This window comes from Methylobacterium sp. EM32 (assembly GCF_040593685.1).
Taxonomy (GTDB): domain Bacteria; phylum Pseudomonadota; class Alphaproteobacteria; order Rhizobiales; family Beijerinckiaceae; genus Methylobacterium.
Genome location: NZ_JBEXZS010000046.1, coordinates 1 through 23,622, shown reverse-complemented (window position 1 = coordinate 23,622; position 23,622 = coordinate 1). Strand labels below are relative to the sequence as shown.

The window sequence follows — 23,622 nt, the reverse complement described above, 5'->3', positions numbered from 1 at the left end:
ATGCCCCCTCCCCGCATCACCCTCATCGTCGCCGTGGCGAAGAACGGCGTCATCGGTCGCGACAATGCACTGATCTGGCGCCTGCGCAGCGACCTGCGGCGCTTCCGCGCCCTCACCATGGGCAAGCCGGTGGTGATGGGGCGCAAGACCTGGGACTCGATCGGCCGGCCGCTGCCGGGACGCCGGGTGATCGTGCTGACCCGCGACCCCGCCTGGGAGGCGCCCGGCACTGAAGCGGCGGCCGGATGGGACGAGGCCCTGCGGCTGGCGGGCTCGGTGGAGGAGGTGATGGTGGCCGGCGGGGCCGAGATCTACGCGCTGGCCCTGCCGCATGCCGACCGGATCCACCTCACCGAGGTCGACGCCGCGCCCGAGGGCGATGCGCGCTTTCCCGCGCTTCCCGCGTCGTTTGGCGAGGTCACTGCGGAGGCGCATCCGGCGGGTCCCGAGGACGAGCACGGCTTCCGGTTCGTGACGCTGGTGCGTCAGCCGGGGCACGATACGTCCGAGAGCGGGAAACCATCTCAGGATTCCGGGTGCGGCGATGGAACTCCCGGGCCATCGCAGAAACCTTGAGAATTCGGCCGGCGCCGGTGGTTGCTTTCGCGTGGGGCTCGGCCGATATCGCAGGGGAGCAAGACCAGAGCAGTGCGAGTGCCGCGCGGGACGCGAGAGACAGCGCGGGGCGTGCCGGCCGGGAAAGGACGTGGGCGAGCATGCCTTGGAGCAATCAGAGCGGCGGCAGTGGCGGCGGCGGCGGCTCGGGCGGCGGCAACCAGCCGCCGGACCTCGAGGACCTGCTGCGCCGCAGCCAGGACCGGCTGAAGACCCTGATTCCCGGCGGCGGCTCGGTCGGCACCAAGGGCGCGATCCTGGCGGTGCTGGTCGTGCTGGTGCTGTGGCTGATGACCGGCTGGTACACGGTGCTGCCGAGCCAGGTCGGTATCAACACGGTGTTCGGCCGCTACACCGGCCAGTCCGGCGAGGGCCTGCGCTACAACTTCCCCTATCCGGTCGGCGCGGTGGTGAAGCCGAATGTCGGCGAGTCGCGCAGCATCCAGGTCGGCTACCGCTCGGGCGCCGGCGCCCAGCGCTCCCGGGACGTGCCCGAGGAGAGCCTGATGCTCACCGGCGACGACAACATCGTCGACATCGACTTCGACGTGCAGTGGCGGGTGAACCCAGCCAAGGCCGAGGATTTCGTGTTCAACCTCCAGAACCCCGAGGGCACCATCAAGTCGGTGGCCGAGAGCGCGATGCGCGAAGTGGTCGGCCGGCGCCAGATCCAGGCGATTCTGACCACCGAGCAGTCGAGCGTGGCGCAGGAGGTGCAGCAGATCATCCAGAAGGCGCTCGATTCCTACGGCGCCGGCGTGCTGATCAACGTGGTCCAGCTCCAGGGCGTCAGCCCGCCCTCCGAGGTGCGCCAGGCCTTCGTCGACGTGAATGCGGCCCAGCAGGACGCGGCCCGCGCCCGCAACGAGGCCGAAACCTATGCCAGCCGCGTCGTGCCGGAGGCCCGCGGGCGCTCCTCGCAGGTGCTGCAGCAGGCCGAGGCGTTCAAATCCCAGGCCACCGCCGAGGCGACCGGCCAGGCCGCGCGCTTCCGCGAGGTCTATGAGTCCTACAAGCTCGCACCCGCGGTCTCCCGCGAGCGGATGTTCCTCGACACGATGGAGAAGGTTCTGGGCGGCGTGAACAAGGTGATCATCGACCAGGGCGGCGCGGCTGGCGCTGGCGCCGGCGCGACGGCGGCCGGGGTGCTGCCGGTCCTGCCGCTGCAGGACTTCGCCAATGCCGCCCGTCCGGCCCAGGGGAGCGCGCGATGAACGGCAACGTCCTTCGCACCGGCCTCGTGGTCCTCGGCGTCCTCGTCCTGGTGCTGATCTACGCCTCGGCCTTCACCGTGAGCCAGACACAGCAGGCGCTGGTGCTGCAATTCGGCCGGGTGCGCACCGTGCTGAACCAGGCCGGCACCGACAAGCCGGGCCTGTACTTCAAGCTGCCGTTCTTCGAGAGCATCACGCTGTTCGAGAAGCGGCTGCTCGACCTCGACCTGCCGGTGCAGACCGTGCTCTCAGCCGACCGGCAGAACCTTGAGGTCGACGCCTTCGCCCGCTACAAGATCAGCGATCCGCTGCGCTTCTACCAGTCGGTGAACAACATCCAGGTCGCCAACCAGCGCCTGGGCAGCTTCACCAACGCGGCGATGCGCAACGTGCTCGCCAGCGCCTCGCGGGACGCCATCGTGCGCACCCAGCGCGAGGCCCTGATGAACCGCATCCAGGAAGAGGTGAACCGGCAGGCGAAGAATCTCGGCATCGAGATTATCGACCTGCGCCTGACCCGCGTCGACCTGCCGGCGGCGAACTCGCAGGCCGTCTACCAGCGGATGCGCACCGAGCGCGAGCGCGAGGCGGCGGACCTGCGCGCCAATGGCGCCCAGGTGGCGGCCACCATCAAGGCGCGGGCCGACCGCGACGTGACGGTGCTCATCGCCGAGGCGAACCAGAAGGCCGACCAGCTCCGCGGCCAGGGCGAAGCGGATCGCAACCGCATCCTCGCCGACGCCTTCGGGCAGGATCCGGACTTCTTCGCCTTCTACCGGTCGATGCAGGCCTACGAGAAGGGCCTGAGCGGACCCGAGACCCGGCTGGTGATCAGCCCCGGCTCGGAGTTCTTCCGCTACTTCAACGATCCGCAAGGGCGGGCACGCCCCGCCACGGCCCCGGCGGCCGGCCAGTAGGCCGGCGGTCTCCGCTGCGGACCGACACCTGACGATACCTGAGCGCCCCGCCCCGGCGGGGCGCATTGTTGTGACGGCGGGCCTCGCGGCCGGCCGGGCGGCGGAGAATGAGACAATGCGACCGCAGGAGGGAACAGGGCCACGGGAAACGGGGACCGCTTGCGGGCGTCCGCGCGGTTTTCGGCCGTGAGGGAGATCCGGCCGTGAAGGATCTCGTCGCCGCCCTCGGCCTCGCGCTCGCCATCGAGGGCCTGCTCTGCGCCGCCTTCCCGGCGGCGATGCGCCGGGCGATGCAGGAGGCCTCGCAGACCCCGATGGAGCGGATGCGCCTCGTCGGCCTGCTCTCGGCCGCCGCCGGCGTCGTCGTGGTCGGCGTGGTGCGCCTGCTCCTCGGCTGAAGGCGGGTCTCGCCACCGCCCTCGCGCATGGACCACCCGGACCGTGCCACCGGACCTGCGCTTCGGACGATGAAGCCGGGACTTGAACCGACCGGCCGGGAGACGATCTTAAGGGACGCTCCCGGCCCGGTCGCCGGGGGTTGCCCGGGCGAGTCGGATGGCGGCGACACGATGCTTCCCCGCTCCCGCGCCGGGCCGAACCGTGATGACGACGATCCTGCCCAACGAGGTTCCCTAATGGCCGCTTCCTCGCGCCGTAACCCCGCCTTCGCGAGACGGCGCCTGCCCGCCCTCGCGGGGGCCCTCCTGGCCCTGTCGGTCGGCACGGCGTCGCTGCCGGGCGTCGCCCTGGCCAAGGGACCCGAATCGCTGGCCGATCTCGCCGACCAGGTGACCGACGCGGTGGTGAACATCTCGGCCTCGACCACCGTCGAGACGCGCAGCCGCACCCTGCCCCAGCTGCCGCAGGGCACCCCCTTCGAAGACCTGTTCGAGGAATTCTTCAACCGCCGCGGCCAGGGCGGCCAGGGTGGGGGCGAGAGCCAGCCGCGGGCGCCGCGCCGCTCGAACTCGCTCGGCTCCGGTTTCATCATCGATTCGTCGGGCATCGTGGTCACCAACAACCACGTCATCGGCGACGCGAACGACATCCAGGTGATCCTGCATGACGGCCGCAAGCTGAAGGCCGAGATCATCGGTAAGGACTCGAAGATTGATCTCGCGGTGCTGCGGGTGAAGCCCGATCCCGACCGGCCGCTGAAGTCGGTGCCGCTCGGCGACTCCGAAAAGATGCGGCCGGGCGACTGGGTGATCGCGATCGGCAACCCGTTCGGCCTCGGCGGCTCGGTCTCGGCCGGCATCGTCTCGGCCCGTGGCCGCAACATCGAGTCCGGTCCCTACGACAACTACATCCAGACCGACGCGGCCATCAACAAGGGCAATTCGGGCGGTCCGCTGTTCAACATGAACGGCGAGGTGATCGGCATCAACACCGCGATCCTGTCGCCGACCGGAGGCTCGGTCGGCATCGGTTTCGCGGTGCCCACCGCCACCGCCGGCCCGGTGATCGACCAGCTGCGCCAGTTCGGCGAGGTCCGCCGCGGCTGGCTCGGCGTGCGGATCCAGAACGTCGACGACACCACCGCGGAAGCGCTCGGCCTCAAGGGCGGCGGCCGCGGCGCGCTGATCGCCGGCGTCGACGAGAAGGGCCCGGCCAAGACCGCCGGCCTCGAGGTCGGCGACGTGATCACCAAGTTCAACGGCGTCGACGTCAAGAGCTCGAGCGACCTGCCCCGCATCGTCGCCTCGACCCCGGTCGGCAAGGTCGTCGACGTGACCACGGTCCGCAAGGGCCAGGAGCAGACCAAGCAGGTGACTCTCGGCCGCCTGGAGGACAGCGACAAGCCGCAGCAGCAGGCGAACCTCAACCGGCCGCAGCCGGAGGCCGACGTCACCCGCCAGGCGCTCGGCCTGAACCTCACGGGCCTCTCCGACGAGGCGCGCAAGCGCTTCGGGGTGAAGGACAGCGTCAAGGGCGTGCTGGTCACCCGGGTCGACCCGAATTCCAACGCCGCCGACAAGCGCATCCAGCCCGGCGACGTCATCGTCGAGGTCGGCCAGGAGGCGGTGAATTCCCCCGCCGACGTCACCCGCCGCATCGACCAGATCAAGAAGGACGGCCGCAAGTCGGCGTTGCTCCTCGTCTCCAACAAGGAGGGTGAGGTGCGGTTCGTGGCGCTGAGCCTGGAGTAACGACGGGGCGGCGGGTTTGTCCGTCGCCACGCACGCGCTCCATCGACACGGCTCCCGGTCGCACGCTGCCGGGGGCCGTTCTGTTTTACAGCATCCGCGCGCCGAGGCCGTTCGTGTCCCAGGCGCAATGCGCAGTCAGCTCGGCTTCGAACAAGGCCGCCAGGCGCGTCCGCTCAGTCTCGACCACCGGCCCGTCCACCGCCACCGGCCGGCAGCGGGCGGCGAGACCCGGCACGACGAAATCGGGATTGTGCAAGGCGTGATCGGAGGCGTCCTCGAAGAACGGCCGGTCGCCCCAGTCGAGGTAGCTTTCGGCGGGCAGGCCCTCGGCGAGCAGGATGTCGTGAGCGTCGAGTTCGACGTGCCAGTAGGTGACCGAGGCCACCGGCTCGCGCGCGATGCTGGTCCCGTTGATCAGGCACATGATCGGCACCAGCACACCGCCCTCGCTCCCCGCGTCGGCACCGACGAGGACGGGATGGCCCGGCGAGAGGCGGAGCTCGTGGGCGGGAAGACCGGCTCCGAAGGCACCGGCGCGGACATGGATCGGTTGCTGATGACCAGGCAGCGGCCGAGCGCCCGCGGTGAGGCGGCGGTGTCCGATCCAGGTGATCGGCCGGAGAGCGCCAGAGGCGGTGACAACCAGATCCCCGGTGCGCAGTTCTTCGACCGCGACCTCGCCACGAGCGGTCCGGATCCTCGTACCGCCACCGAAACACACGGGCTGGGTCACGCTTATGAGATCGCTGTAGAAATCGACGGTGCGGGTGGTTCCGTCGCTGACGTAGAGCGTATCACCGAGCTGACCAGGCCTCCCGACAAAAGGCATGCTTCCGCTGAGATTATACTGCGTGACTCCATCGGTGAAAGACAGGCCTTTCGCGGTGGCACTCCAGTGATTGGCGGTAACGAGCCCTCTTCCGAAATACGGCTCTTTAAAAAGAGTGTTGTCTGGGTCCCTGTAGGTCGAAAGTCCTTTTATGGGGTTGCCGCCAACCGTTCCGTCAATGCCGCTCACGATGCCGGTTTGATCGTCCAGCTGTAGGTTCCCCTGTGCGAATATCGTCGCGTCTTGGTTTTTAAAAGTGAAGCCAACGTTGATGCTGGTCATCAAATTTCTCCGTGCGGTAGAGTTATTTTATGCCATGGTGACGGTATTTCCAGTGATAAATTTGCAAAAAAACCGATGGGCCACATCAAAGGAAATTCACAGCAATAATATACTATTGTATATTACTCAGACAATCGAATGGCGATCTTGAGACTTTGCTTTGGGAATTGACCAAGGAAGCGGCGCACTGCGCAGGCCAGCTTGATCTCCGGCCGTAGACGAGTAAATTGGAGGGATTTGAGCGTTTTAAAGTCGCGCACAGCAAGCTGCAACCGGCAATTTCGCGGTCGGTCCGTTCCGGCGGAAATCCCGCGCGGATGATGGCTGCCCCAGGGCTGGCGCTCCGGAAGGCGTTGAAGCCTGTGTCCCGGCCGGTGACGGTCGAAGAATCCTAAGGCTCTCTGATCGGGCCGTGTGGTTCGAGGCTCCGACCGAGCGTCGATCGACTCCGTTCCCGAACTCGGGCCGGACTTTCGGCTCGGGACCGGAAGCCGCTTCCGATCAGCCGGCCCGTCGATCTCGGATGGCTCCGAGATCGACGGAATGCAACTGATTTTGAAACTTCGACGACACCGGATTGTGAAGCTGATCTCAGCTATTTCTGCGCGTCGATCAACGGCGACCAGGTCGGGTCGGACGCATAGGACGGGGTCGGGACCGGCTGCTCGACCTTGCCGGTGATGTCGACCATGTAGAGCTTGCCGCCGGCCTGGCCGCCGGGGTCGCGGAAGAACATCACGTACTGGCCGTTCGGCGCCCAGGTCGGGCCCTCGTTGTGGAAGCCCTCGGTGAGCACACGCTCGCCGCTGCCGTCGGGCTTCATGATGCAGATCGCGAACGAGCCCTTCCGCTGGCGGGTGAAGGCGATGTAGTCGCCCCTGGGCGACCAGGCCGGCTGCGAGGCCGAGCCGTCGCCGAAGGTCAGGCGGCGCGGGTTCGAGCCGTCGGCACCCATGATGTAGACCTGCTGCTGGCCGCCGCGGTCGGATTCGAACACGATCTCGCGCCCGTCCGGCGAGAAGGACGGCGAGGTGTCGATGGCGTTGGCGTTGGTGATCCGGGTCTGCGCCTTGGAGGCGAGGTCCATCACGTAGATGCTGGCATTGCCGCCGTCCTGGTCGCTCATCACCAGGCGGCGCCCGTCCGGCGAGAAGCGCGGGCTGGTGCTCATCTCGGCATTGGTCGGGATCACCTGGCGGGAGCCGGTGGACAGGTTGATCACCTGCACCCGCGGCTGCTGGCCGGTGACCTGCGACATGTAGGTGATGTCCTGGGTCGAGGGCGAGTAGCGCGGCGCGACCACGGAGGCCTCGCCGCTCGTCAGGTAGCGCACGTTGGCGCCGTCCTGGTCCATGATCGCGAGGCGCTTGCGGCGGTGCTCCTTCGAGCCCGATTCGTCGACGAAGGCGACGCGGGTGTCGAAGAAGCCGCCGATGCCGGTGATCTTGGTGTAGACCGCGTCCGAGATCAGGTGGCCCATCCGCCGCGCATTGGCGCCGTCGCCCGCATATTGCTGGCCGATCATCTGCTGGCCCGACAGGACGTCCCAGAGCCGGAACTCGGCTTTCAGCCGGCCCGACCCGTCGCGGGTGACCCGACCGGTGACCAGGCCCTGCACGCCGGTGTCCTTCCAGGCGGAAAAGTTCGGGGCGGCATCGAAGTTCGGGTTCTCGGGGAAGCGCGCCTTCTCGACCGGGGTGAAGTAGCCCGAGCGCTTCAGGTTGTTGGTCACGATGCCCGACAGGGTCGGGCCGAGGCCCGGATCGCCGGAGAAGTCGGCCACGGCGATCGGCATCGGCTGGAAGGCGCCGCCGGAGCCGATGCGCAGGTTGAGCTGCGCCTGCGCCGGGGTGGGGAAGCCCGAAACGAGGCCGGCGGCGAGGCACAGCCACAGGAGCGCGGCGAGCGCGTGACGCAATCGCGAGGGGGAGTGCATGGGAGAAGACGTCCGTCTTGGGTGAAACAGGCGGCCGGAGCGGGACATCGTCAAGCCCGCGGCAGCTCGAACTCCGCGTTGATGACCCGCCAGTCGTTGTAGAACGGGGCGTACTGGGACGGGATGCGGAAGGGCGCGCAGCGCCGCACCGCCCGCACCGCGGCTTCGGCGATCGAGCGGTCGACCGCGCTGCCGCCGGCGCGCAGGATGCGCGGATCGGTGGTGAGGGATCCGTCGGGGTTCAGGCGGATGTCGAGCTGCGGCAGCACAATGCCTTGCGCAGCGCCGGGGGGCGCGGAGTAGCAGCGCTCGATCTGCTGCTGCAGCAGGCCGACCAGGGCGTCGCGCTGGCTCGGGTTGAGGCGCTGCGACGTGCCGGTGGCGGCGCCGAGCGCCGCCGTGCGCTGCACCTCGCGGCCAGTGGCGCCGGTGGAATGCGACGGTCCGTGCGCCGCCAGCGCGTCGCGGATCGCGCCCGAATTGAACTTGGCGGCAAGCTCGGCCTGGTGCCGCGCCTTGGCCTCGGCGGCGGCCTTGGCCTTCGCATCTGCCACGGCCTTGGCCTTGGCGGCAGCCTCGGCCTTCGCCTTCGCTTCCGCGGCGGCGTGGGCCTTGGCTTCGGCTGCCGCCTTGGCCTGCGCTTTCGCCTCGGCTTCGGCCTCTGCCTTGGCTTCCGCCTCGGCCTTCGCCTCGGCGCGTGCCTTCGCTTCGGCCCGGGCCTTGGCCTCGGCTTGGGCTTTTGCCTCCGCGCGCGCCTTGGCTTCGGCCTGAGCTTTCTCTGCCTGAGCCTTGGCCTCCGCTTCCGCCTTGGCCTCGGCCTTCGCCTTCGCAGCGGCCTTCTCGGCAGCCGCCTTCTCGGCCGCAGCCTTGGCCTCGGCCAGTTCCTCGCGCCGGATCGCCTCGGCCTCGGCCTTCTCGGCCGCCTTGGCGGCTTCCTTGGCCGCGGCGGCCGCGGCTGCCTTAGCGGCAGCCTTCGCAGCCTCCTTGGCGGCTTCCTTGGCCGCCTCGCGCGCGGCTTCCTTGGCTGCCTCCTTGGCCTCGCGCTCCGCCTCGGCCTTGGCTTCGGCGCGCGCCTCGGCCTCCGCCTTGGCCTTCGCGGCGGCTGCCGCCGCAGCGGCCTTCTCGGCATCGGCCTTGGCGGTGTCGGGGCGCGCGGGCGGGAGCGGGGCGGGCTCGGGCTGCTCGAGGGCCGGGCGCAAAGGCGGCACCGGCATCTCCTCGGCGTTGGCAACCTTCATCTCGGGCGGGCGCGTCGGCGGCGTCGGGACGTCGGACTTGGCCTCGCCGGGGTCGTTCTCCTGCTGCTTGTCGGCGACCCGGTCAGCGCGCGGGCTCTTGGCCGGGGCCTCGCCGTCGCGCTGGCCCTTGGTCAGCTCCGAAAACTGGTTCTCGGTGATGACCTCGACCGGCACGCCCTCCTCGGCCTGCGGCAGCACGTGCGAGGCGGCGGCGAAGAGCGCCAGCCCGATCAGCATCACGTGCGCGCCGGCCGAGACCCAGACGCCGGGTTCGGACCTGTCGAAGGGAAACACCACGGCGAACCCCGCCCTCTACCGTTGGTCGGGCTCGGTCACGAGGGCGACCTTCTTAAAGCCGCCGCTCGTCACGATCGCCATCACCTGGGCGACGCGGCCGTAATCGACCCGCTTGTCGCCGCGCACGAACACCCGCTCCTCGAAGCCGTCCTTGGCGGTGGCCGAGATCTTGGCGACGATCGCGTCGTCGGTGAGCTCGTCCTCGCCGAGGAAGACCTGGCCGGTCTGGCGGATCGAGAGGGTAACCGGCTTCGAATCCTGGTTGAGCGGGGCGGCCTTGGTCTGCGGCAGGTCAAGGGGCACGCCGACGGTCATCATCGGCGCGGCGACCATGAAGATGATCAGCAGCACCAGCACGACGTCGATGAACGGCGTCATGTTGATCTCGTTGATCGCGCCGCCGCTCCGCCGGCCGCGCCGACGGCGCCCGCCGCCCTGTGCCGCTCCGGAGGCCATGCCCATCTGGCTCAATCCTTCTCAAACAGGCTCGGGGTCAGGCCGCGAGGCCGATGCGCTCGTCGATCTGGCGCGACAGGATCGCCGAGAACTCGTCGGCGAAGCCTTCCAGGCGCCCCTGGGACTTGGCCACCGAGGCCTGGAGCTTGTTGTAGGCGAGCACCGCGGGGATCGCCGCGAACAACCCGATGGCGGTGGCGAACAGCGCCTCGGCGATGCCGGGCGCCACGACCGCGAGCGAGGTGTTCTTCGAGGCGGCGATCGAGGTGAACGCCGTCATGATGCCGAACACCGTGCCGAACAGGCCGATATACGGGCCGGCCGAGCCGATCGAGGCGAGGAACAGGAGGCGCGATTCGAGGCGCTCGACCTCGCGCTGGATCGTCACGTCGAGCACCTTGTCGATGCGCTGGCCGAGGCTGCGGATCGAGCGTCCGGAGCCCTCGTAGGAGCGGCGCCACTCGCGCATCGCGGCGACGAACAGGGCGGCGAGCCCGGTCGCCGGCTTGTCGTTGTAGGCGCGGAAGAGCTCCTCCAGCGGCCGGCCGGACCAGAACTCCTCCTCGAACGCGTCCATCTCCGCCTTGGTGCGGCGGAAGAGCAGCGTCTTGTCGATGATGATCGACCAGCACCAGATCGACGAGCCGAGCAGGCCGAGCATCACCACCTTGACGACGAAGTGGGCCTGCCAGAACAGGCCGAACATCGTGATCTCGGCCACGGGCATCGCCTGGGCGGCATCGGCGGGATTCATGCGGCTTATCCTCGCGTCCCGGGCCGATGAACGGCCCGCGGGCACTCCAACCGGGATCGGGGCTTTTCGTATCGTGGTTCGATCGCGCCCGAATCTGTCGAAAGTATGGGCCGCCGCTCCACGAAAGAGCTTTCGCCCGCCGCGAGTTAAGCTCCCGCCAGGGTTAAGGAATGGTGAGCATGATCGCTCAACGCCGCGTGAGCGTCCGGCGCAGGGCCTCCGGCAGGCGCACGGCGCGGCCCTCGCGCACGCAGGCCACCACGACGTCGGCCCGCACCAGGGTCTCGTCGCCGCGGCGCACCTCCTGGTCGAGATGCATCGAGGCGCCGCGCAGGTCCCGGGTCGCGGTCAGCACCGTCAGGGCGTCGTCCATGCGGGCGGGCTTGAGGTAGTCGAGGGTCATGCGCCGCACCACGAAGACGAGCCCGTTCGCCTCCCGGTGCAGGTCGGACTGGTCGCCGGCGAGCCCGCGCAGCAGCTCGGTCCGGCCCCTTTCCATGAAGCGCAGGTAGCTCGCGTGGTAGACGAAGCCGGAGAAATCCGTGTCCTCGTAGTAGACGCGCACCGGGAGGGCGTGGGCGTCCGGGGGCATGGTCTTCCCTGTATCAGTCACGCGGCGATCGTCCCCTTGCTCGAAGTCTCATCGACTGGCACGCACACTGTAAACTCTCAACGTCATCCCGGGGCTCGCCGGAGGCGAGAACCCGGGATCCATAACCGCTGACGGTGCCGGACAAGGCGGCCAGCGTTCCGCCTCTTTCTGAAACCTCAGCGGTTATGGATCCCGGGTTCCGCTGCGCGGCCCCGGGATGACGTGGAGGGTTTCCCACCGGTCAGCCCATTCGAACAGCCTGTCAGACGGCGGCCTCCGCCCCCAGCTCCACCACCACGATCTCCGGCGGCACGCCGAAGCGGATCGGTGCGATGCTGAGCCCCAACCCGCCGGAGATCACGAGGTCGCTCGCCTCGCGGACATGGCCGTAGACGAAGCGGCGGGGATAGCGCGAGGGCACCACCGGCGACCAGCCGAACAGCCGCACCTGCCCGCCATGGGTGTGGCCCGACAGGGTCAGGGCCACCCGGGCCGGCACCTCGGCGAAGATGTCGGGCTCGTGCGCGAGCAGGATCATCGGCGCGCCGTCGGGCACCGCCGCCAGGGTGGCGGGCAGGTCGTGCAGGCCGACCCGCCCGCGGCCGGTGCGGCGCCGGGCCGGCAGCAGGGCGAGCTGGTCCTCGAGCCCGGCGAGCCAGACCGGGCCGGCCCGGGTCGCGAGCGGTACGGCCTCGTTCGACAGGACCCGGATGCCGGCCTGCGTCAGCGCCGTGCCGGCGATGGTCGGCCCGTGGCCGCGCCTCTGGGCGTCCTTGTCCTCCCACCAATCGTGGTTGCCGAGCACGGCGTATACGCCGAGCGGTGCGGTGAGCCGGCCCAGCACCGGTGCCCACTCGGCAGCCGGCACGTAGCGCGTGACGTAGCGCTGGCCGGCCACGAAATCGCCGACCAGCACCACCAAGTCGGCCTCGAGCGCGTTGGTGGCCGCGACGATGCCGGCGATGCGCTCCAGGCTCATCCACGGGTCGCAGGCATGGATGTCGGTGAGGACGGCGATGCGCAAGGTCAGTCCCGCCGGCCAGGGCGCGGCGGGGTTCGGCTTGATCGCGTAACGGGTCACGACCTGCCGGAACGGCTCGATCCCGGTGGCGTAGGCGCCGGTGCTGAGCCCTGAGAGCGCGACGGCGCCCGCCCCCTGGAGCACGCGGCGGCGGGTGAACAGGCGGTACCCCCTGCCCTCCTCACGCATCCTCGTCCCCGGGGAACAGCCCGAACTGCACGGTGGGGTCGCGGTTCGGCTCCGGCAGGCCGAGATGGCGGAAGGCGTGGGCGGTGAGCACCCGGCCGCGGGGCGTGCGCTGCACGAAGCCCTTCTGGATCAGGTAGGGCTCGATGATCTCCTCGATCGCGTCGCGCGGCTCGGACAAAGCTGCCGCGATCGTCTCGACCCCGACCGGCCCACCGTTGAACGAGTGGGCGATGATGTTCAGGTACTTGCGGTCCATCGTGTCGAGCCCGGCGGGATCGACGTCGAGGAGCCGCAGGGCCCGGTCGGCGATGGCGCGGGTGATGGTCGGCGCGTCCTCCACGATGGCGAAGTCGCGCACCCGCCGCAGCAGCCGCCCGGCGATGCGGGGCGTGCCGCGCGCGCGCTTGGCGATCTCGTTGGCCCCGTCCGGCGCCATGCCGATGCCGAGCACCCGGGCGCCGCGGCTGACGATGAGTTCGAGCTCGTCGATGTCGTAGAATTCGAGCCGGATCGGGATGCCGAAGCGGTCGCGCAGCGGCGTCGTCAGCAGGCCCGCCCGGGTGGTGGCGGCCACCAGGGTGAATTTCGGCAGCTCGATCTTCACCGAGCGGGCGGCCGGCCCCTCGCCGATGATCAGGTCGAGCTGGTAATCCTCCATCGCCGGATAGAGGATCTCCTCTACCGCCGGGTTGAGGCGGTGGATCTCATCGATGAACAGGACGTCGCGCTCTTCGAGGTTGGTGAGCTGCGCCGCCAGGTCCCCGGCCTTGGCGATCACCGGGCCGGAGGTCGAGCGGAAATTCACCCCGAGCTCGCGGGCGACGATCTGCGCCAGCGTGGTCTTGCCGAGGCCGGGGGGACCGACGAACAGCACGTGGTCGAGGGCCTGGCCGGTCTTCTTCGCCGCGTCGATGAACACCTGGAGATTGGCGCGGGCGGCGCGCTGGCCGGTGAAGTCGGCGAGGCTGAGCGGCCGGATCGACGCGTCGGCATCGTCCTCGCGGCGCTCGGGGGTGAGGAGGGCTTTGGGCTTGCTCAAGCGGGACCTGACGGGCTCTCGACGGACGGCGCGAGGCCGGCGGCACCCGCTTCCCCGGATGTAATCGCTGCGTTCTGTCGCACAACGCGACCGATCGCGCTACGCTGCGGCGCACCCCAGGAGAGCCTGAACCCGTGACGAGCCCCGAGCCCGCGACGCTTGACCGGGCGCCGCCCCGGCCCGTCACCCTGTCCGAGGCCCTGCCGGTCTGGCTGCGGGTTGCCGCCCTGTCCTTCGGCGGGCCGGCCGGGCAAATCGCGGTGATGCACCGGGTGCTGGTCGAGGAGCGGCGCTGGATCTCCGAGAACCGCTTCCTGCACGCGCTCAACTTCTGCACCCTCCTGCCCGGGCCGGAGGCGCAGCAGCTCGCCACCTATGTCGGCTGGCTGATGCACGGGGCCCGGGGCGGCCTTCTGGCCGGCGGGCTGTTCGTGCTGCCGGGGCTCCTGGCCATCATGGCCTTGAGCTGGATCTACGTCCTCTACGGCGAGGCCGGCCCGGTCGCCGGGCTGTTCTTCGGCCTCAAGGCCGCGGTGCTGGCGATCGTGCTCGAGGCGGTGCAGCGGATCGGCCGGCGGGCCCTGCGCGGCCGGGCGATGGCCGGGCTGGCGGCGGCGGCCTTCATCGGCATCTTCTTCCTCGACGTGCCGTTCCCGCTCATCGTCGTGGCGGCGGGCCTCGTCGGATTCCTCGGCGGCCGGGCCGGGCATCCGGCCTTCCGGCCCGGGGGCGGGCACGCCGCGAAGCCGGGGGACGGCCCCTACCTGTTCAGCGACGACGCGCTGCCGCGGGAGCGCGCGACCTGGGGCGAGACGCTCGCCACCCTCGCGCTCTGGTCGGCGATCTGGCTCGTTCCGGTCGCCACGCTCCTCCTCGCCCTGGGGCCGGACGACGTCTTTTCCCGCATCGCGGTGTTCTTCTCGAAGATGGCGCTCGTCACCTTCGGCGGCGCCTACGCGGCGCTCGCCTACGTGGCGCAGGCGGCGGTGGAGCAGTACGGCTGGATGCGGCCGGGCGAGATGCTCGACGGGCTCGGCATGGCCGAGACCACGCCCGGCCCGCTGATCATGGTGACGCAATTCGTCGGCTTCCTCGCCGCCTTCCGGGCGCCGGGGGCTCTGCCGCCGCTCCTCGCCGGCACGCTCGGCGGATTGCTCACCACCTGGGTCACCTTCGCGCCCTGCTTCCTGTGGATCTTCGTCGGCGCGCCCTTCATCGAGCGCCTGCGCGGCCATCGGGCGCTCGCCGGCGCGCTCTCGGCGATCACCGCGGCGGTGGTGGGGGTGATCCTCAACCTGGCGGTCTGGTTTTCCCTCCACACGCTGTTTCGCGAGTTGCGCCCGGTGGCGGTCGGGCCGGTGCGGCTCGACGTGCCGGTGCTGTCGAGCGTCGACCCCTACGCGCTCACCCTGGCGCTGGCGGCGACCGTGGCTTTGTTCCGGTTCAGGGTCGGGATGATCCCGGTGCTCGGGGCTTGCGCCGCGGCGGGTGTGGCCTTGCGGCTGGCGGGGCTGATCTGAACCCCGGACCCCGTCCGACGCGCATTCACGCCGCCGCCAGCAGGTCGGCCCGGTACAACCCCGAGGCGTTCGGCCCCGCACCCGCCTCGACCTGCCCCGCCGCCGCCATCTCGGCGAACAGCCAGCCGAGGGCGGCCGGATCGGGGGTCAGTTCCGCCTCCCCGAGGGCGATGTAATCCCCCACCGCGACCACCGGGCCGCCCGGGGCGAGCCGCAGCGATCCGGACAGCCCGCGCAGGATCAGCCCTGGATCGAGCCCGAGATGGCGCGGGCTCCCGAGGAGCGCGGCCAGCGCCTCGCGGTTTCCCGGCTCGCCGCACCAGCGCGCCGACCGCCTCACCGCGCGCAGGAGTGGTGCGGCCCGGTCCTCCATCTCGGCCGGCAGCGCCAGCACCTTCTCCGGGCAGCCCGGGGCGATGGCGACCCCGAGCGCCGCGATGCGCCCGACCCCGGCCTCGACCGCGACGCTGCTCCACGGCGCGCCGACGCAGAAGCCGTCGATCAGGCCGCGCTCCAGCGCCTCGACGGTGCGGGGCGGCGGCACCACGACGAGGCGCACCGCCGAGAGCGAGCTGCCGCCCAGGGCCAGCAGGCGCCGCCACTGGTAGGTGTGACTGGAGAACGGGTGGACGGTGGCGAGCGTCAGCGGCCGCCCCTCGCCGGCGCGCGCCTCGGCCACCCGGGCCAGCGCCCGGGCGACGTCGGGCACGGCGTCGGAAGCGGCATCGAGTGCCTGCCAGAGCGGCAGCGACAGGGTCACGGCGTTGCCGTCGCGGGCGAGCGCCGCGGGCGCGATCAGGCGGGCCTGCGGCCCGGAGAGGCCGAGATGGCAGGCGAGCGCGAGCGGCGCCAGGATGTGGGCGCCGTCGAGGAGGCCGAGGGCCAGGCGGTCGCGCAAGGTGGCCCAGGACGGCTCGGCGACGAGGTCGACCTCCAGCCCCTCCTCCGCCGTGAAGCCGCGCTCGACCGCGGCGACCAGCACCGCGGCGTCGGTGAGCGGGACGTAGCCGAGCTGCAGTCTCATCCGAGCAGGTCCGCGGCGGTGACGATGGCGCGGGCGATGTCGACGATCTTGCGCTTCTCGTTCATGGCCTTGCGGCGGAGCTGCTTGTAGGCCTCGTCCTCGGTCAGGCCCTTGGCACTCATCAGGATGCCCTTGGCGCGCTCGATCAGCTTGCGGTCGGCGAGCTCGCTCTTGGCCTCCGTGAGCTCGCGCTGCAGCCGCGCGAAGGCGTTGAAGCGCAGGATCGCGATCTCGATGATCGGTTTGATCCGCTCGGCGCGCAAGCCGTCGACGATGTAGGCCGAGATGCCGGCATCCACCGCCGCCTGCATCATCGGCGCGTCGGAGCGGTCGACGAACATCGCCACCGGGCGCTCGACCAGGCGCGAGACCCCGAACATCTGCTCCAGGAGGTCGCGGCTCGGGCTCTCGAGGTGGATCACCACCACGTCGGGCGAGAGGGCGGAGAGGCGGTCGAGGAGGTCGGCGGTGTCGGGGATCACCACCACCCGCGCGCCCTCGACGGCGCGCAGGCCCTCCTCCAGGATCGCGGCCCGGGCGCGGCTCGGGTCGACGACGGCGATGACGAGGCTGGTCTCCCCGGTGGACGGGGCCGGGGCGGGCGGGGCTTGGGGGCTTGCGCGGTCGGGCATGTCGGCGTCGGATCACGCAAATGTCGGGCCCGAGACGGTTCTCGGCTCAGGGTGGACAAGGATTGGCGGACAAGAAGCGGCAGAACCGATTCTTACCCCGGGGGAGGTCCGGGCGACAGCCCCGAACGGCACGGATCGGCCCGCCGACACGAAAGCGCAAAGAAACGGCCCCGCTTCGGCCCGAAACGCAGGCTTCACTCCCGCCAGGATCGAGCGGGAGGTTCGGATGCGGCAGAACGGGCGGACGCGCAAGCCGGCGGAGACGAGCGCGCTCGGCACCCTGCCCGGCGCCTCGCGGGGCTACCTGCCGCTCCTGCCCACCGCCTGCGTGGCAGTCTGCCTCGCCGCGGGCTCGCTCTATTGGCGCGAGGCGCCGCCGCGGGCGCCGGAGAGCCACGTCGCGGTGGTGCAGCCGCTGCCGGGCGGCGACCTCTTCCGCATCGTCCCGGAGGCCGACGGGCGGGTGCGTGCGCCCTACCCGCTCGAATTCGAGCAGCAATTCCCGCTGATCGCCGGCCTGCCGGCCGAGGCCGCGGTGCCGGTGCTGCCGAACCAGGAGGCCAAGTACCAAGAGGCCAAGGACCAGGAGGCCAAGCCGGAGAAGGCCCCGCGCCGCGCGGCCACGGCGCACCGCCCCCGGGCGGTGCCGGCCCTGGCGGATTTGCGCCCGCCGGCCCGGCCCGACGGCCTCAAGGTCCGGACGCCGACGGCCGAGAAGCCGGCGCCGGCGACCCGCACGGCGAGCGGCGGGGCGGAGCCGGAGCGCACCCCCTGGCTGCCCTTCGCGCCGACCGGCCGGCTGGTGACGCAGACCATGGTGGCGCTCGGCGACGGCGTGACCAATGCGGGCGCGGCGATGATCGACCTGATCGACCGCCGGCGCTGAGCCCGGGTTGGTTCAAAGGGCAGGCCGCTCTAGCTAACCGCGTCACGGCATTGTTCGGGACGCACCATGGCGCTGCTCATCGAGGATTACGCGCTCGTCGGCGACGGGCGCAGCGCCGCGCTGATCGGGCGCGACGGGAGCGTCGACTGGCTGTGCTGGCCGCGCTTCGACGCCTCGGCGTGCTTCGCGGCCCTGCTCGGCACCCGCGAGGATCACGGCCACTGGCGCATCGCGCCCGCCGAGCAGGCGACGACCACCCGGTGCTACCGCGAGAACACGCTGGTGCTCGAGACCACCCACGAGACCGCCGAGGGCGCGGTGCGGGTGATCGACTACATGCCGGTCGAGGACGGCACACACCTGGTGCGCCTCGTCGAGGGCGTGCGCGGCCGGGTGGCGATGCGCATGGACCTGGTGGTGCGCTTCGATTACGGCTCCGCCATCCCCTGGGTCTCGCGCAGCGAGAACGACGACCTGCGGGCCATCGCCGGCCCCAACAAGCTCGTCCTGCGCACCCGCGCCCCGCTGAAGGGCGTCGGCCAGTCGACGGTGTCCGAGTTCACCGTCGAGGCGGGCAAGAGCGTGTCCTTCGTGCTGAGCTACGGCCTCTCGCACGAGGAGGACCCGGCCCCGATCGAACCGCGCAAGATGCTGGCCTCCACCACCGCCTGGTGGCGCTCCTGGTGCCAGCGCTGCCACGGCGGCACGCCCTGGGACGCGGTGCTGACCCGCTCGCTCCTGACCCTGAAGGCCCTGATCTACCGGCCGACCGGCGGCATCGTCGCCGCGCCCACCACCTCGCTGCCGGAAGAGATCGGCGGCGTGCGCAACTGGGACTACCGGTTCTGCTGGCTGCGCGACTCCACCTTCACGCTCCTGGCGCTGATGGATGCGGGCTACATCGACGAGGCCCGGGCCTGGCGCGACTGGCTGACCCGGGCGGTGGCCGGCAGCCCGCAGCAGGCGCACATCCTCTACGGCATCGCCGGCGAGCGGCTCCTGCCCGAGATCGAACTCGACTGGCTGCCCGGCTACGAGGGCTCGCGCCCGGTGCGGGTCGGCAACGCCGCGGCCCAGCAATTCCAGCTCGACGTCTACGGCGAATTGTTCGACGCCCTGTTCCAGGCCCACCAGCGCGGCATGCTCGCCGACGAATCGGGCGTCAGGGTCGGGCGCGCCCTCCTCGACCACCTGGAGCGGGTCTGGACCGAGCCCGACGAGGGCATCTGGGAGGTGCGCGGCGGGCGCAAGCACTTCGTCCACTCGAAGGTGATGGCCTGGGTCGCCTTCGACCGGGCGATCCGCTTCTACGACGCGCATGCCGCCGACGAGCCGACCGCCGGCGACGTCACGGCGGTCGAGCGCTGGCGGGGCGTGCGCGACCGGATCCACCGCGAGGTCTGCGAGAAGGGCTTCGACCCCGAGCTCAACAGCTTCGTGCAGTTCTACGGCGCGAAGGACCTCGATGCGAGCCTGCTGCTGATCGCCCATATGGGCTTCCTGCCCCAGGACGACCCGCGGGTCGTCGGCACCGTCGAGGCGATCGGCCGGGACCTGATGCACGAGGGCTTCATCCTGCGCTACGACACCCACGGCCAGACGACCGACGGCCTGCCCGCCGGCGAGGGCGCCTTCCTGCCGTGCAGCTTCTGGTACGCCGACAACCTGATCGGGCTCGGCCGCCGCGACGAGGCCCGCGCCCTGATCGAGCGGCTGCTCGCCCTGTGCAACGATGTCGGGCTGCTAGCCGAGGAGTACGACCCGGTGCGCAAGCGCCAGGTCGGCAATTTTCCGCAGGCGTTCAGCCATGTCGCGCTCGTCAACACGCTTCTGAACTTCAGTCGGACGATCGGACCCGCTAAGGAGCGCGGCGGAGACCCGGACGCTTCCGGACATCCGGGCCAGCAACCCGTGATGCCCGCCCAAGCGGCCCAGGGGCCCGCGTCGTGAGGCGCGGGCGCGGACCCTTTCACGTCAAGAGGCCCTGAAGATGAGCGCAGCCGACACCAAGCCGAAGGCCGGCACCAGCGAGATTGACCAGCGCAGCATCGACACGATCCGCACGCTGACGATCGACGCGGTGCAGAAGGCGAATTCGGGCCATGCCGGCGCCCCCCTCGGGCTCGCCCCGGTCGCCTTCACCCTGTGGAACCACTACCTGCGCTACGACCCGGCGCACCCGCACTGGCCGAACCGCGACCGCTTCGTGCTCTCGGTCGGCCACGCCTCGATGCTGCTGTACAGCCTGCTCCACCTCGCTGAGGTGGCGGAGAAGGACGGCGGCAACGCCCCGGCGGTGAGCCTGGAGGACATCAAGAAGTTCCGCCAGCTCGACAGCCGTACCCCGGGCCACCCGGAATACCACTTCACCACTGGCGTCGAGGTGACGACGGGACCGCTCGGCCAGGGCGTGGCGAACTCCGTCGGCATGGCGATGGGCGGCCGCTTCCTCGGCGAGCGCCTGGCCTACGGCGACCGGCCGCTCTTCGACTACAACGTCTACGCGCTCTGCAGCGACGGCGACCTGATGGAGGGCGTGGCGTCCGAGGCCGCCTCGATCGCCGGGCACCTGCGCCTGTCGAACCTGTGCTGGATCTACGACAACAACACCATCACCATCGAGGGCCACACCGATCTCGCCTTCAGCGAGGAGGTCGCCGCCCGCTTCCTGGCCTATGGCTGGCAGGTGCTGCGCGTCGCCGACGCCAACGACACGGTGGCGGTGTCCCACGCCCTCGAGACCTTCCTGCAATCGGGCGACCGCCCGACGCTGATCATCGTCAACTCGGTGATCGGCTACGGCGCGCCGACGAAGCAGGGCACGCCGAAGGCCCACTCGGACGCGCTCGGCCCCGACGAGGTCAAGGGCGCCAAGCGCGCCTATGGCTGGCCGGAGGATGCCCAGTTCCTGGTGCCGGACGGCGTCTACGACAACTTCCGCCAAGGCATCGGCGCCCGCGGCAAGGCTTTGCGCGAGGAGTGGCTGGCCTTGGTCGAGGAGGTGAAGGCCGGGGACGCCGGTCTCGCCAAGGATCTCGCCACCTATCTCGACGGGAACCTGCCCGAGGATTGGGACGCCGACATCCCGGTCTTCCCGGCCGACGCCAAGGGCCTCGCCACCCGCGAATCGTCGGGCAAGGTGCTGAACGCGCTCGCCAACCGGGTGCCGTGGCTCCTCGGCGGCTCGGCCGACCTCGCGCCCTCGAACAAGACCAAGCTCGAGAGCCCGGAGGCCGGTACCCTCGGGCCGTTCACGCCCGGCGGGCGCAACATCCATTTCGGCGTGCGCGAGCACGCGATGGGCTCGATCGTCAACGGCCTCGGCCTCGTCGGCCTGCGCGCCTACGGGGCGACCTTCCTGGTCTTCTCCGACTACATGCGCCCGCCGATCCGGCTCGCCGCCCTGATGGAGCTGCCGGTCTTCCACGTCTTCACGCACGACTCGATCGGCGTGGGCGAGGACGGGCCGACCCACCAGCCGGTGGAGCACCTGCTGGCGCTCCGCGCGATCCCCGGCCTCGTGACCTTCCGGCCGGCGGACGCCAACGAGGTGGCGGAGGCCTACCGGGTGATCATGAATCTCAAGCACCAGCCAGCGGTGCTGGCGCTGAGCCGCCAGCCGCTGCCGACGGTCGACCGGGAGAAATACGCCCCGGCGTCGGGCACCGCCAAGGGCGCCTACGTGCTCGCCGGCGCAGAGGAGGCGAAGCCGGACGTGATCCTGATCGGCACCGGCTCCGAGGTGCAGCTCTGCCTCGGCGCCTACGAGACCCTGAAGGCCGAGGGTGTGAAGGCCCGGGTGGTCTCGATGCCGTCCTGGGACCTGTTCGAGCAGCAGGACGAGGCCTACCGCAACAGCGTGCTGCCGCCCGAGGTGACGGCCCGCGTCGCGGTCGAGCAGGGCTCGGTGATCGGCTGGGACCGCTATGCCGGCAGCACCGGCACGATCCTCGGCATGCACACCTTCGGCTCCTCGGCGCCGATCAAGGACCTGCAGACCAAGTTCGGCTTCACGCCGGAGAAGGTTTTGGAGGCGGCGCGCGCGCAGCTGGCGAAGAAGAAGGGCTGAGGCAAGAGATGTGTGGGAGCCCGCCGGGTGTCGCCGGCGGGCTTTACACCCATGCCTTTTAAGGTACGACTACCGTAAATATATCCTTGCAATATCTGAAGCATTGCAAGGATCCGATGCGCTCTGGTCTGCGGTCATCGAGCGGTTCGAGAAATATGCACCGACGAGCCTGATGGCGCGCACGGCCCTGGAGCACGCGCTGCCGGCTGGTTGGGTCGACGAGGTGTTCGACCAGCATCGACAGTGGCAGTACACGCGGGAGTTGCTGTTCTCCACCGTCGTCCGGCAGATGATGCTCGTGGCGCTCGGCCTGCGCTCCTCCCTGCACGCGGCCGCCCGTGAAGCCGAAGACCTGACCGTCTCGCTTCCCGTCCTCTACGACAAGGTCAACCGCACCGAGCCCGCGCTGCTGCGCGCCCTCGTGCGCGGCAGCGCGGCTCGGCTGGCCCCGGTGATGACGGCCGCGGGCACCGGCCATCCAAGCCTGCCGGGCTACGCGCTCCGCGTGCTGGACGGCAACCATCTGCCCGGCAGCGACAAGCGTCTGAAACCCCTGCGTGCGCTTCGCGGCGCCGCCCTGCCGGGGCTGACCCTGGTGGTCTACGATCCCGACACCGGCCTGGCCGTCGACCTGGTGGCGGCCGAAGATGCCTATGCCGACGAGCGGACGCTGGCCCGGACCCTCCTGGATGGCGCTGCGCCCGGTCAGGTCTGGGTCGCCGATCGGCACTTCTGTGTTCGGCCCCGGCTGGAGGGGCTGGTCGCGGCGGGCAGCCACTTCGTGGTGCGCCAGCACGGCAACCATCCCCGCCTGGGCGCGCAGGGGGACTGGCAGGACTTCGGCTCCTGCGAGACCGGCAAGCTGCGCGAGCAGAGCATCACCCTGGAGGGGAGCCGGATCCCCTGGTGTCAACGCCGATTGAAGTCTGACTCACCTTTGGCTTTGTCGCCGATCGTAACCTGACCCACCCCTCACGCAGGAACGGCTGTTTCCCGCACGGGTCGCGCCACCAGTCCGGCGCGCCGCTTGTCCTTCAGCCGGTAGCTCTCGCCCGTGATCGTCACCACGCTGGCATGGTGCAGCACCCGGTCCAGCATCGCCGCCGTCAGCACCGCGTCGCCGGCAAACGCCTGGTCCCACGCCCCGAACGACAGGTTCGAGGTCAGGATCATCGCGCCCCGCTCGTAGCGCTTGGCCGCCACCTGGAAGAACAGGTTCGCCTGCTCGCGCGCAAACGGCAGGTAGCCGATCTCGTTGACGATCAGCAGGCGGTAGAGGTTCACCGCCCGGTGCATCGCCTCCTTCAGGCGCCCCTGGCGCTGTGCCGTCTCCAGCGTCAGGACCAGGTCCGCCGCACTGGTGAAGCGCACCTTCATCCCGCGCTGCGTCGCCAGGTAGCCGAGCGCAATCGCCAGATGCGTCTTGCCGACCCCCGAGGGGCCGAGGAACACCACGTTCTGCGCCCGCTCCACGAAGGCCAGGCTGGCCAGTTCCTGGATCTGCGCCCGCGGTGCCCCGGTAGCAAAGCCGAAGTCGTAGCCCTCCATCGTCTTCACCGCCGGGAACCCCGCAACCCGAGCGAACATCTCCCGTGCCCGGGTGCGCCGGGCCTCGCGCTCGGCCCGCAGCACCTCCTCCAGGAAGACCGCATAGGGCGTGTCGCGCTCGGATGCTGCCTGCGCGAGCGCGCCGTAGGCCGCGGGCACCGCCTGCAGGCGCAACTCGGCGCAGAGTTCGGCGAGGCGGGCATGCTGCAGGTCGCTCATGCCGGCTCTCCCGTCATCAGGCCCGAGAGCCCGTCATAGAGCGCAAGCGGGTGCTGCAGCCCGACCACCGGGTGGGCGGGAGCCGGCACCGCCGGGGCCTGGGATTGCCCCGGCTCGGTGGACACCGAGAACGCTTTTGCGTGAGGTGTTTTTGCCATGCCGAGAACCCGTCCCCCGTACCCGGCGGAGTTCCGC

Annotated in this window: 22 protein-coding genes; 10 read left to right on the top strand and 12 right to left on the bottom strand. The window is 70.4% G+C overall.

Going from position 1 to position 23,622, the window contains the following annotated elements; translation table 11 throughout:
- From ABZT49_RS07050 to ABZT49_RS07030, 5 genes are all read left to right on the top strand, one after another.
- On the top strand, positions 1-576 hold the full coding sequence (locus ABZT49_RS07050) for a dihydrofolate reductase (protein ID WP_407943455.1): 576 nt from the start codon (positions 1-3) through the stop codon (positions 574-576).
- 140 nt (positions 577-716) lie between these two features.
- Positions 717-1,829: an FtsH protease activity modulator HflK gene (gene hflK / locus ABZT49_RS07045; RefSeq protein WP_355284833.1), complete on the top strand. Its 1,113-nt coding sequence runs from the start codon at positions 717-719 to the stop codon at positions 1,827-1,829.
- Complete coding sequence (locus tag ABZT49_RS07040; protein WP_355284831.1) at positions 1,826-2,746, top strand: protease modulator HflC; 921 nt, start codon at positions 1,826-1,828, stop codon at positions 2,744-2,746. The genes hflK and ABZT49_RS07040 overlap by 4 nt, the downstream gene beginning before the upstream one ends.
- A 203-nt stretch (positions 2,747-2,949) precedes the next feature.
- Complete coding sequence (locus ABZT49_RS07035) at positions 2,950-3,144, top strand: DUF2065 domain-containing protein (RefSeq protein ID WP_093571202.1); 195 nt, start codon at positions 2,950-2,952, stop codon at positions 3,142-3,144.
- 237 nt (positions 3,145-3,381) lie between these two features.
- Complete coding sequence (locus ABZT49_RS07030) at positions 3,382-4,896, top strand: DegQ family serine endoprotease (RefSeq protein ID WP_355284828.1); 1,515 nt, start codon at positions 3,382-3,384, stop codon at positions 4,894-4,896.
- 85 nt (positions 4,897-4,981) lie between these two features.
- On the opposite strand, the gene ABZT49_RS07025 is transcribed toward ABZT49_RS07030, so the two are convergent.
- From ABZT49_RS07025 to ruvB, 8 genes are all read right to left on the bottom strand, one after another.
- Positions 4,982-6,007 (bottom strand): Hint domain-containing protein, encoded by a 1,026-nt coding sequence (locus ABZT49_RS07025; RefSeq protein WP_355284825.1) that lies wholly within the window; start codon positions 6,005-6,007, stop codon positions 4,982-4,984.
- A gap of 595 nt (positions 6,008-6,602) precedes the next feature.
- Complete coding sequence (tolB, locus tag ABZT49_RS07020) at positions 6,603-7,943, bottom strand: Tol-Pal system beta propeller repeat protein TolB (protein WP_355284822.1); 1,341 nt, start codon at positions 7,941-7,943, stop codon at positions 6,603-6,605.
- A 50-nt stretch (positions 7,944-7,993) separates the two neighbouring features.
- A complete protein-coding gene (gene tolA / locus ABZT49_RS07015) occupies positions 7,994-9,418 on the bottom strand; it encodes a cell envelope integrity protein TolA (RefSeq protein WP_355284957.1) in 1,425 nt (474 codons plus the stop codon).
- Positions 9,419-9,493: 75 nt separating this feature from the next.
- Positions 9,494-9,940: a biopolymer transporter ExbD gene (locus ABZT49_RS07010; protein WP_355284820.1), complete on the bottom strand. Its 447-nt coding sequence runs from the start codon at positions 9,938-9,940 to the stop codon at positions 9,494-9,496.
- Positions 9,941-9,971: 31 nt separating this feature from the next.
- The gene (gene tolQ / locus ABZT49_RS07005) at positions 9,972-10,688 is read right to left on the bottom strand and encodes a protein TolQ (protein ID WP_093571205.1); all 717 of its coding nucleotides are present in this window, start codon (positions 10,686-10,688) and stop codon (positions 9,972-9,974) included.
- A gap of 187 nt (positions 10,689-10,875) precedes the next feature.
- The gene (gene ybgC, locus ABZT49_RS07000) at positions 10,876-11,280 is read right to left on the bottom strand and encodes a tol-pal system-associated acyl-CoA thioesterase (RefSeq protein WP_355284954.1); all 405 of its coding nucleotides are present in this window, start codon (positions 11,278-11,280) and stop codon (positions 10,876-10,878) included.
- A gap of 262 nt (positions 11,281-11,542) precedes the next feature.
- Positions 11,543-12,490, bottom strand: coding sequence for a metallophosphoesterase (locus ABZT49_RS06995; protein WP_355284817.1), 948 nt, complete (start codon positions 12,488-12,490; stop codon positions 11,543-11,545).
- Entirely contained in the window at positions 12,483-13,529 is a 1,047-nt protein-coding gene (gene ruvB, locus ABZT49_RS06990; protein ID WP_093571207.1) for a Holliday junction branch migration DNA helicase RuvB, read from the bottom strand. The genes ABZT49_RS06995 and ruvB overlap by 8 nt, the downstream gene beginning before the upstream one ends.
- Before the next feature lie 134 nt (positions 13,530-13,663).
- On the opposite strand from ruvB, the gene chrA reads away from it, so the two are divergent.
- Positions 13,664-15,049: a chromate efflux transporter gene (chrA, locus tag ABZT49_RS06985; RefSeq protein WP_355284813.1), complete on the top strand. Its 1,386-nt coding sequence runs from the start codon at positions 13,664-13,666 to the stop codon at positions 15,047-15,049.
- 25 nt (positions 15,050-15,074) lie between these two features.
- Here chrA and ABZT49_RS06980 read toward each other — a convergent pair whose 3' ends face one another.
- Both ABZT49_RS06980 and ABZT49_RS06975 read right to left on the bottom strand, forming a co-directional pair.
- On the bottom strand, positions 15,075-16,073 hold the full coding sequence (locus ABZT49_RS06980) for a CmpA/NrtA family ABC transporter substrate-binding protein (protein ID WP_355284810.1): 999 nt from the start codon (positions 16,071-16,073) through the stop codon (positions 15,075-15,077).
- Complete coding sequence (locus ABZT49_RS06975; RefSeq protein ID WP_355284807.1) at positions 16,070-16,705, bottom strand: ANTAR domain-containing protein; 636 nt, start codon at positions 16,703-16,705, stop codon at positions 16,070-16,072. Before ABZT49_RS06975 ends, ABZT49_RS06980 begins: the two co-directional genes overlap by 4 nt.
- 226 nt (positions 16,706-16,931) lie before the next feature.
- Between ABZT49_RS06975 and ABZT49_RS06970 the strand changes: the two genes are divergently transcribed.
- The 4 genes from ABZT49_RS06970 (at position 16,932) to ABZT49_RS06955 (ending at position 22,624) form a co-directional block, all read left to right on the top strand.
- Positions 16,932-17,591 (top strand): hypothetical protein, encoded by a 660-nt coding sequence (locus ABZT49_RS06970; RefSeq protein WP_355284805.1) that lies wholly within the window; start codon positions 16,932-16,934, stop codon positions 17,589-17,591.
- A 66-nt stretch (positions 17,592-17,657) separates the two neighbouring features.
- Positions 17,658-19,541 (top strand): glycoside hydrolase family 15 protein, encoded by a 1,884-nt coding sequence (locus ABZT49_RS06965; protein ID WP_355284804.1) that lies wholly within the window; start codon positions 17,658-17,660, stop codon positions 19,539-19,541.
- A 40-nt stretch (positions 19,542-19,581) separates the two neighbouring features.
- On the top strand, positions 19,582-21,660 hold the full coding sequence (tkt, locus tag ABZT49_RS06960) for a transketolase (RefSeq protein WP_355284801.1): 2,079 nt from the start codon (positions 19,582-19,584) through the stop codon (positions 21,658-21,660).
- A 172-nt stretch (positions 21,661-21,832) separates the two neighbouring features.
- Positions 21,833-22,624 (top strand): transposase, encoded by a 792-nt coding sequence (locus tag ABZT49_RS06955; RefSeq protein ID WP_355284799.1) that lies wholly within the window; start codon positions 21,833-21,835, stop codon positions 22,622-22,624.
- An 8-nt stretch (positions 22,625-22,632) separates the two neighbouring features.
- Here the strand turns inward: ABZT49_RS06955 and istB are convergent, their stop codons facing one another.
- Both istB and ABZT49_RS06945 read right to left on the bottom strand, forming a co-directional pair.
- Positions 22,633-23,427 (bottom strand): IS21-like element helper ATPase IstB, encoded by a 795-nt coding sequence (istB, locus tag ABZT49_RS06950; protein ID WP_355284796.1) that lies wholly within the window; start codon positions 23,425-23,427, stop codon positions 22,633-22,635.
- Positions 23,424-23,622 (bottom strand): hypothetical protein (locus ABZT49_RS06945; RefSeq protein ID WP_355284793.1); only part of this gene is annotated, 199 nt, incomplete at its 5' end. The genes istB and ABZT49_RS06945, both read right to left, overlap by 4 nt.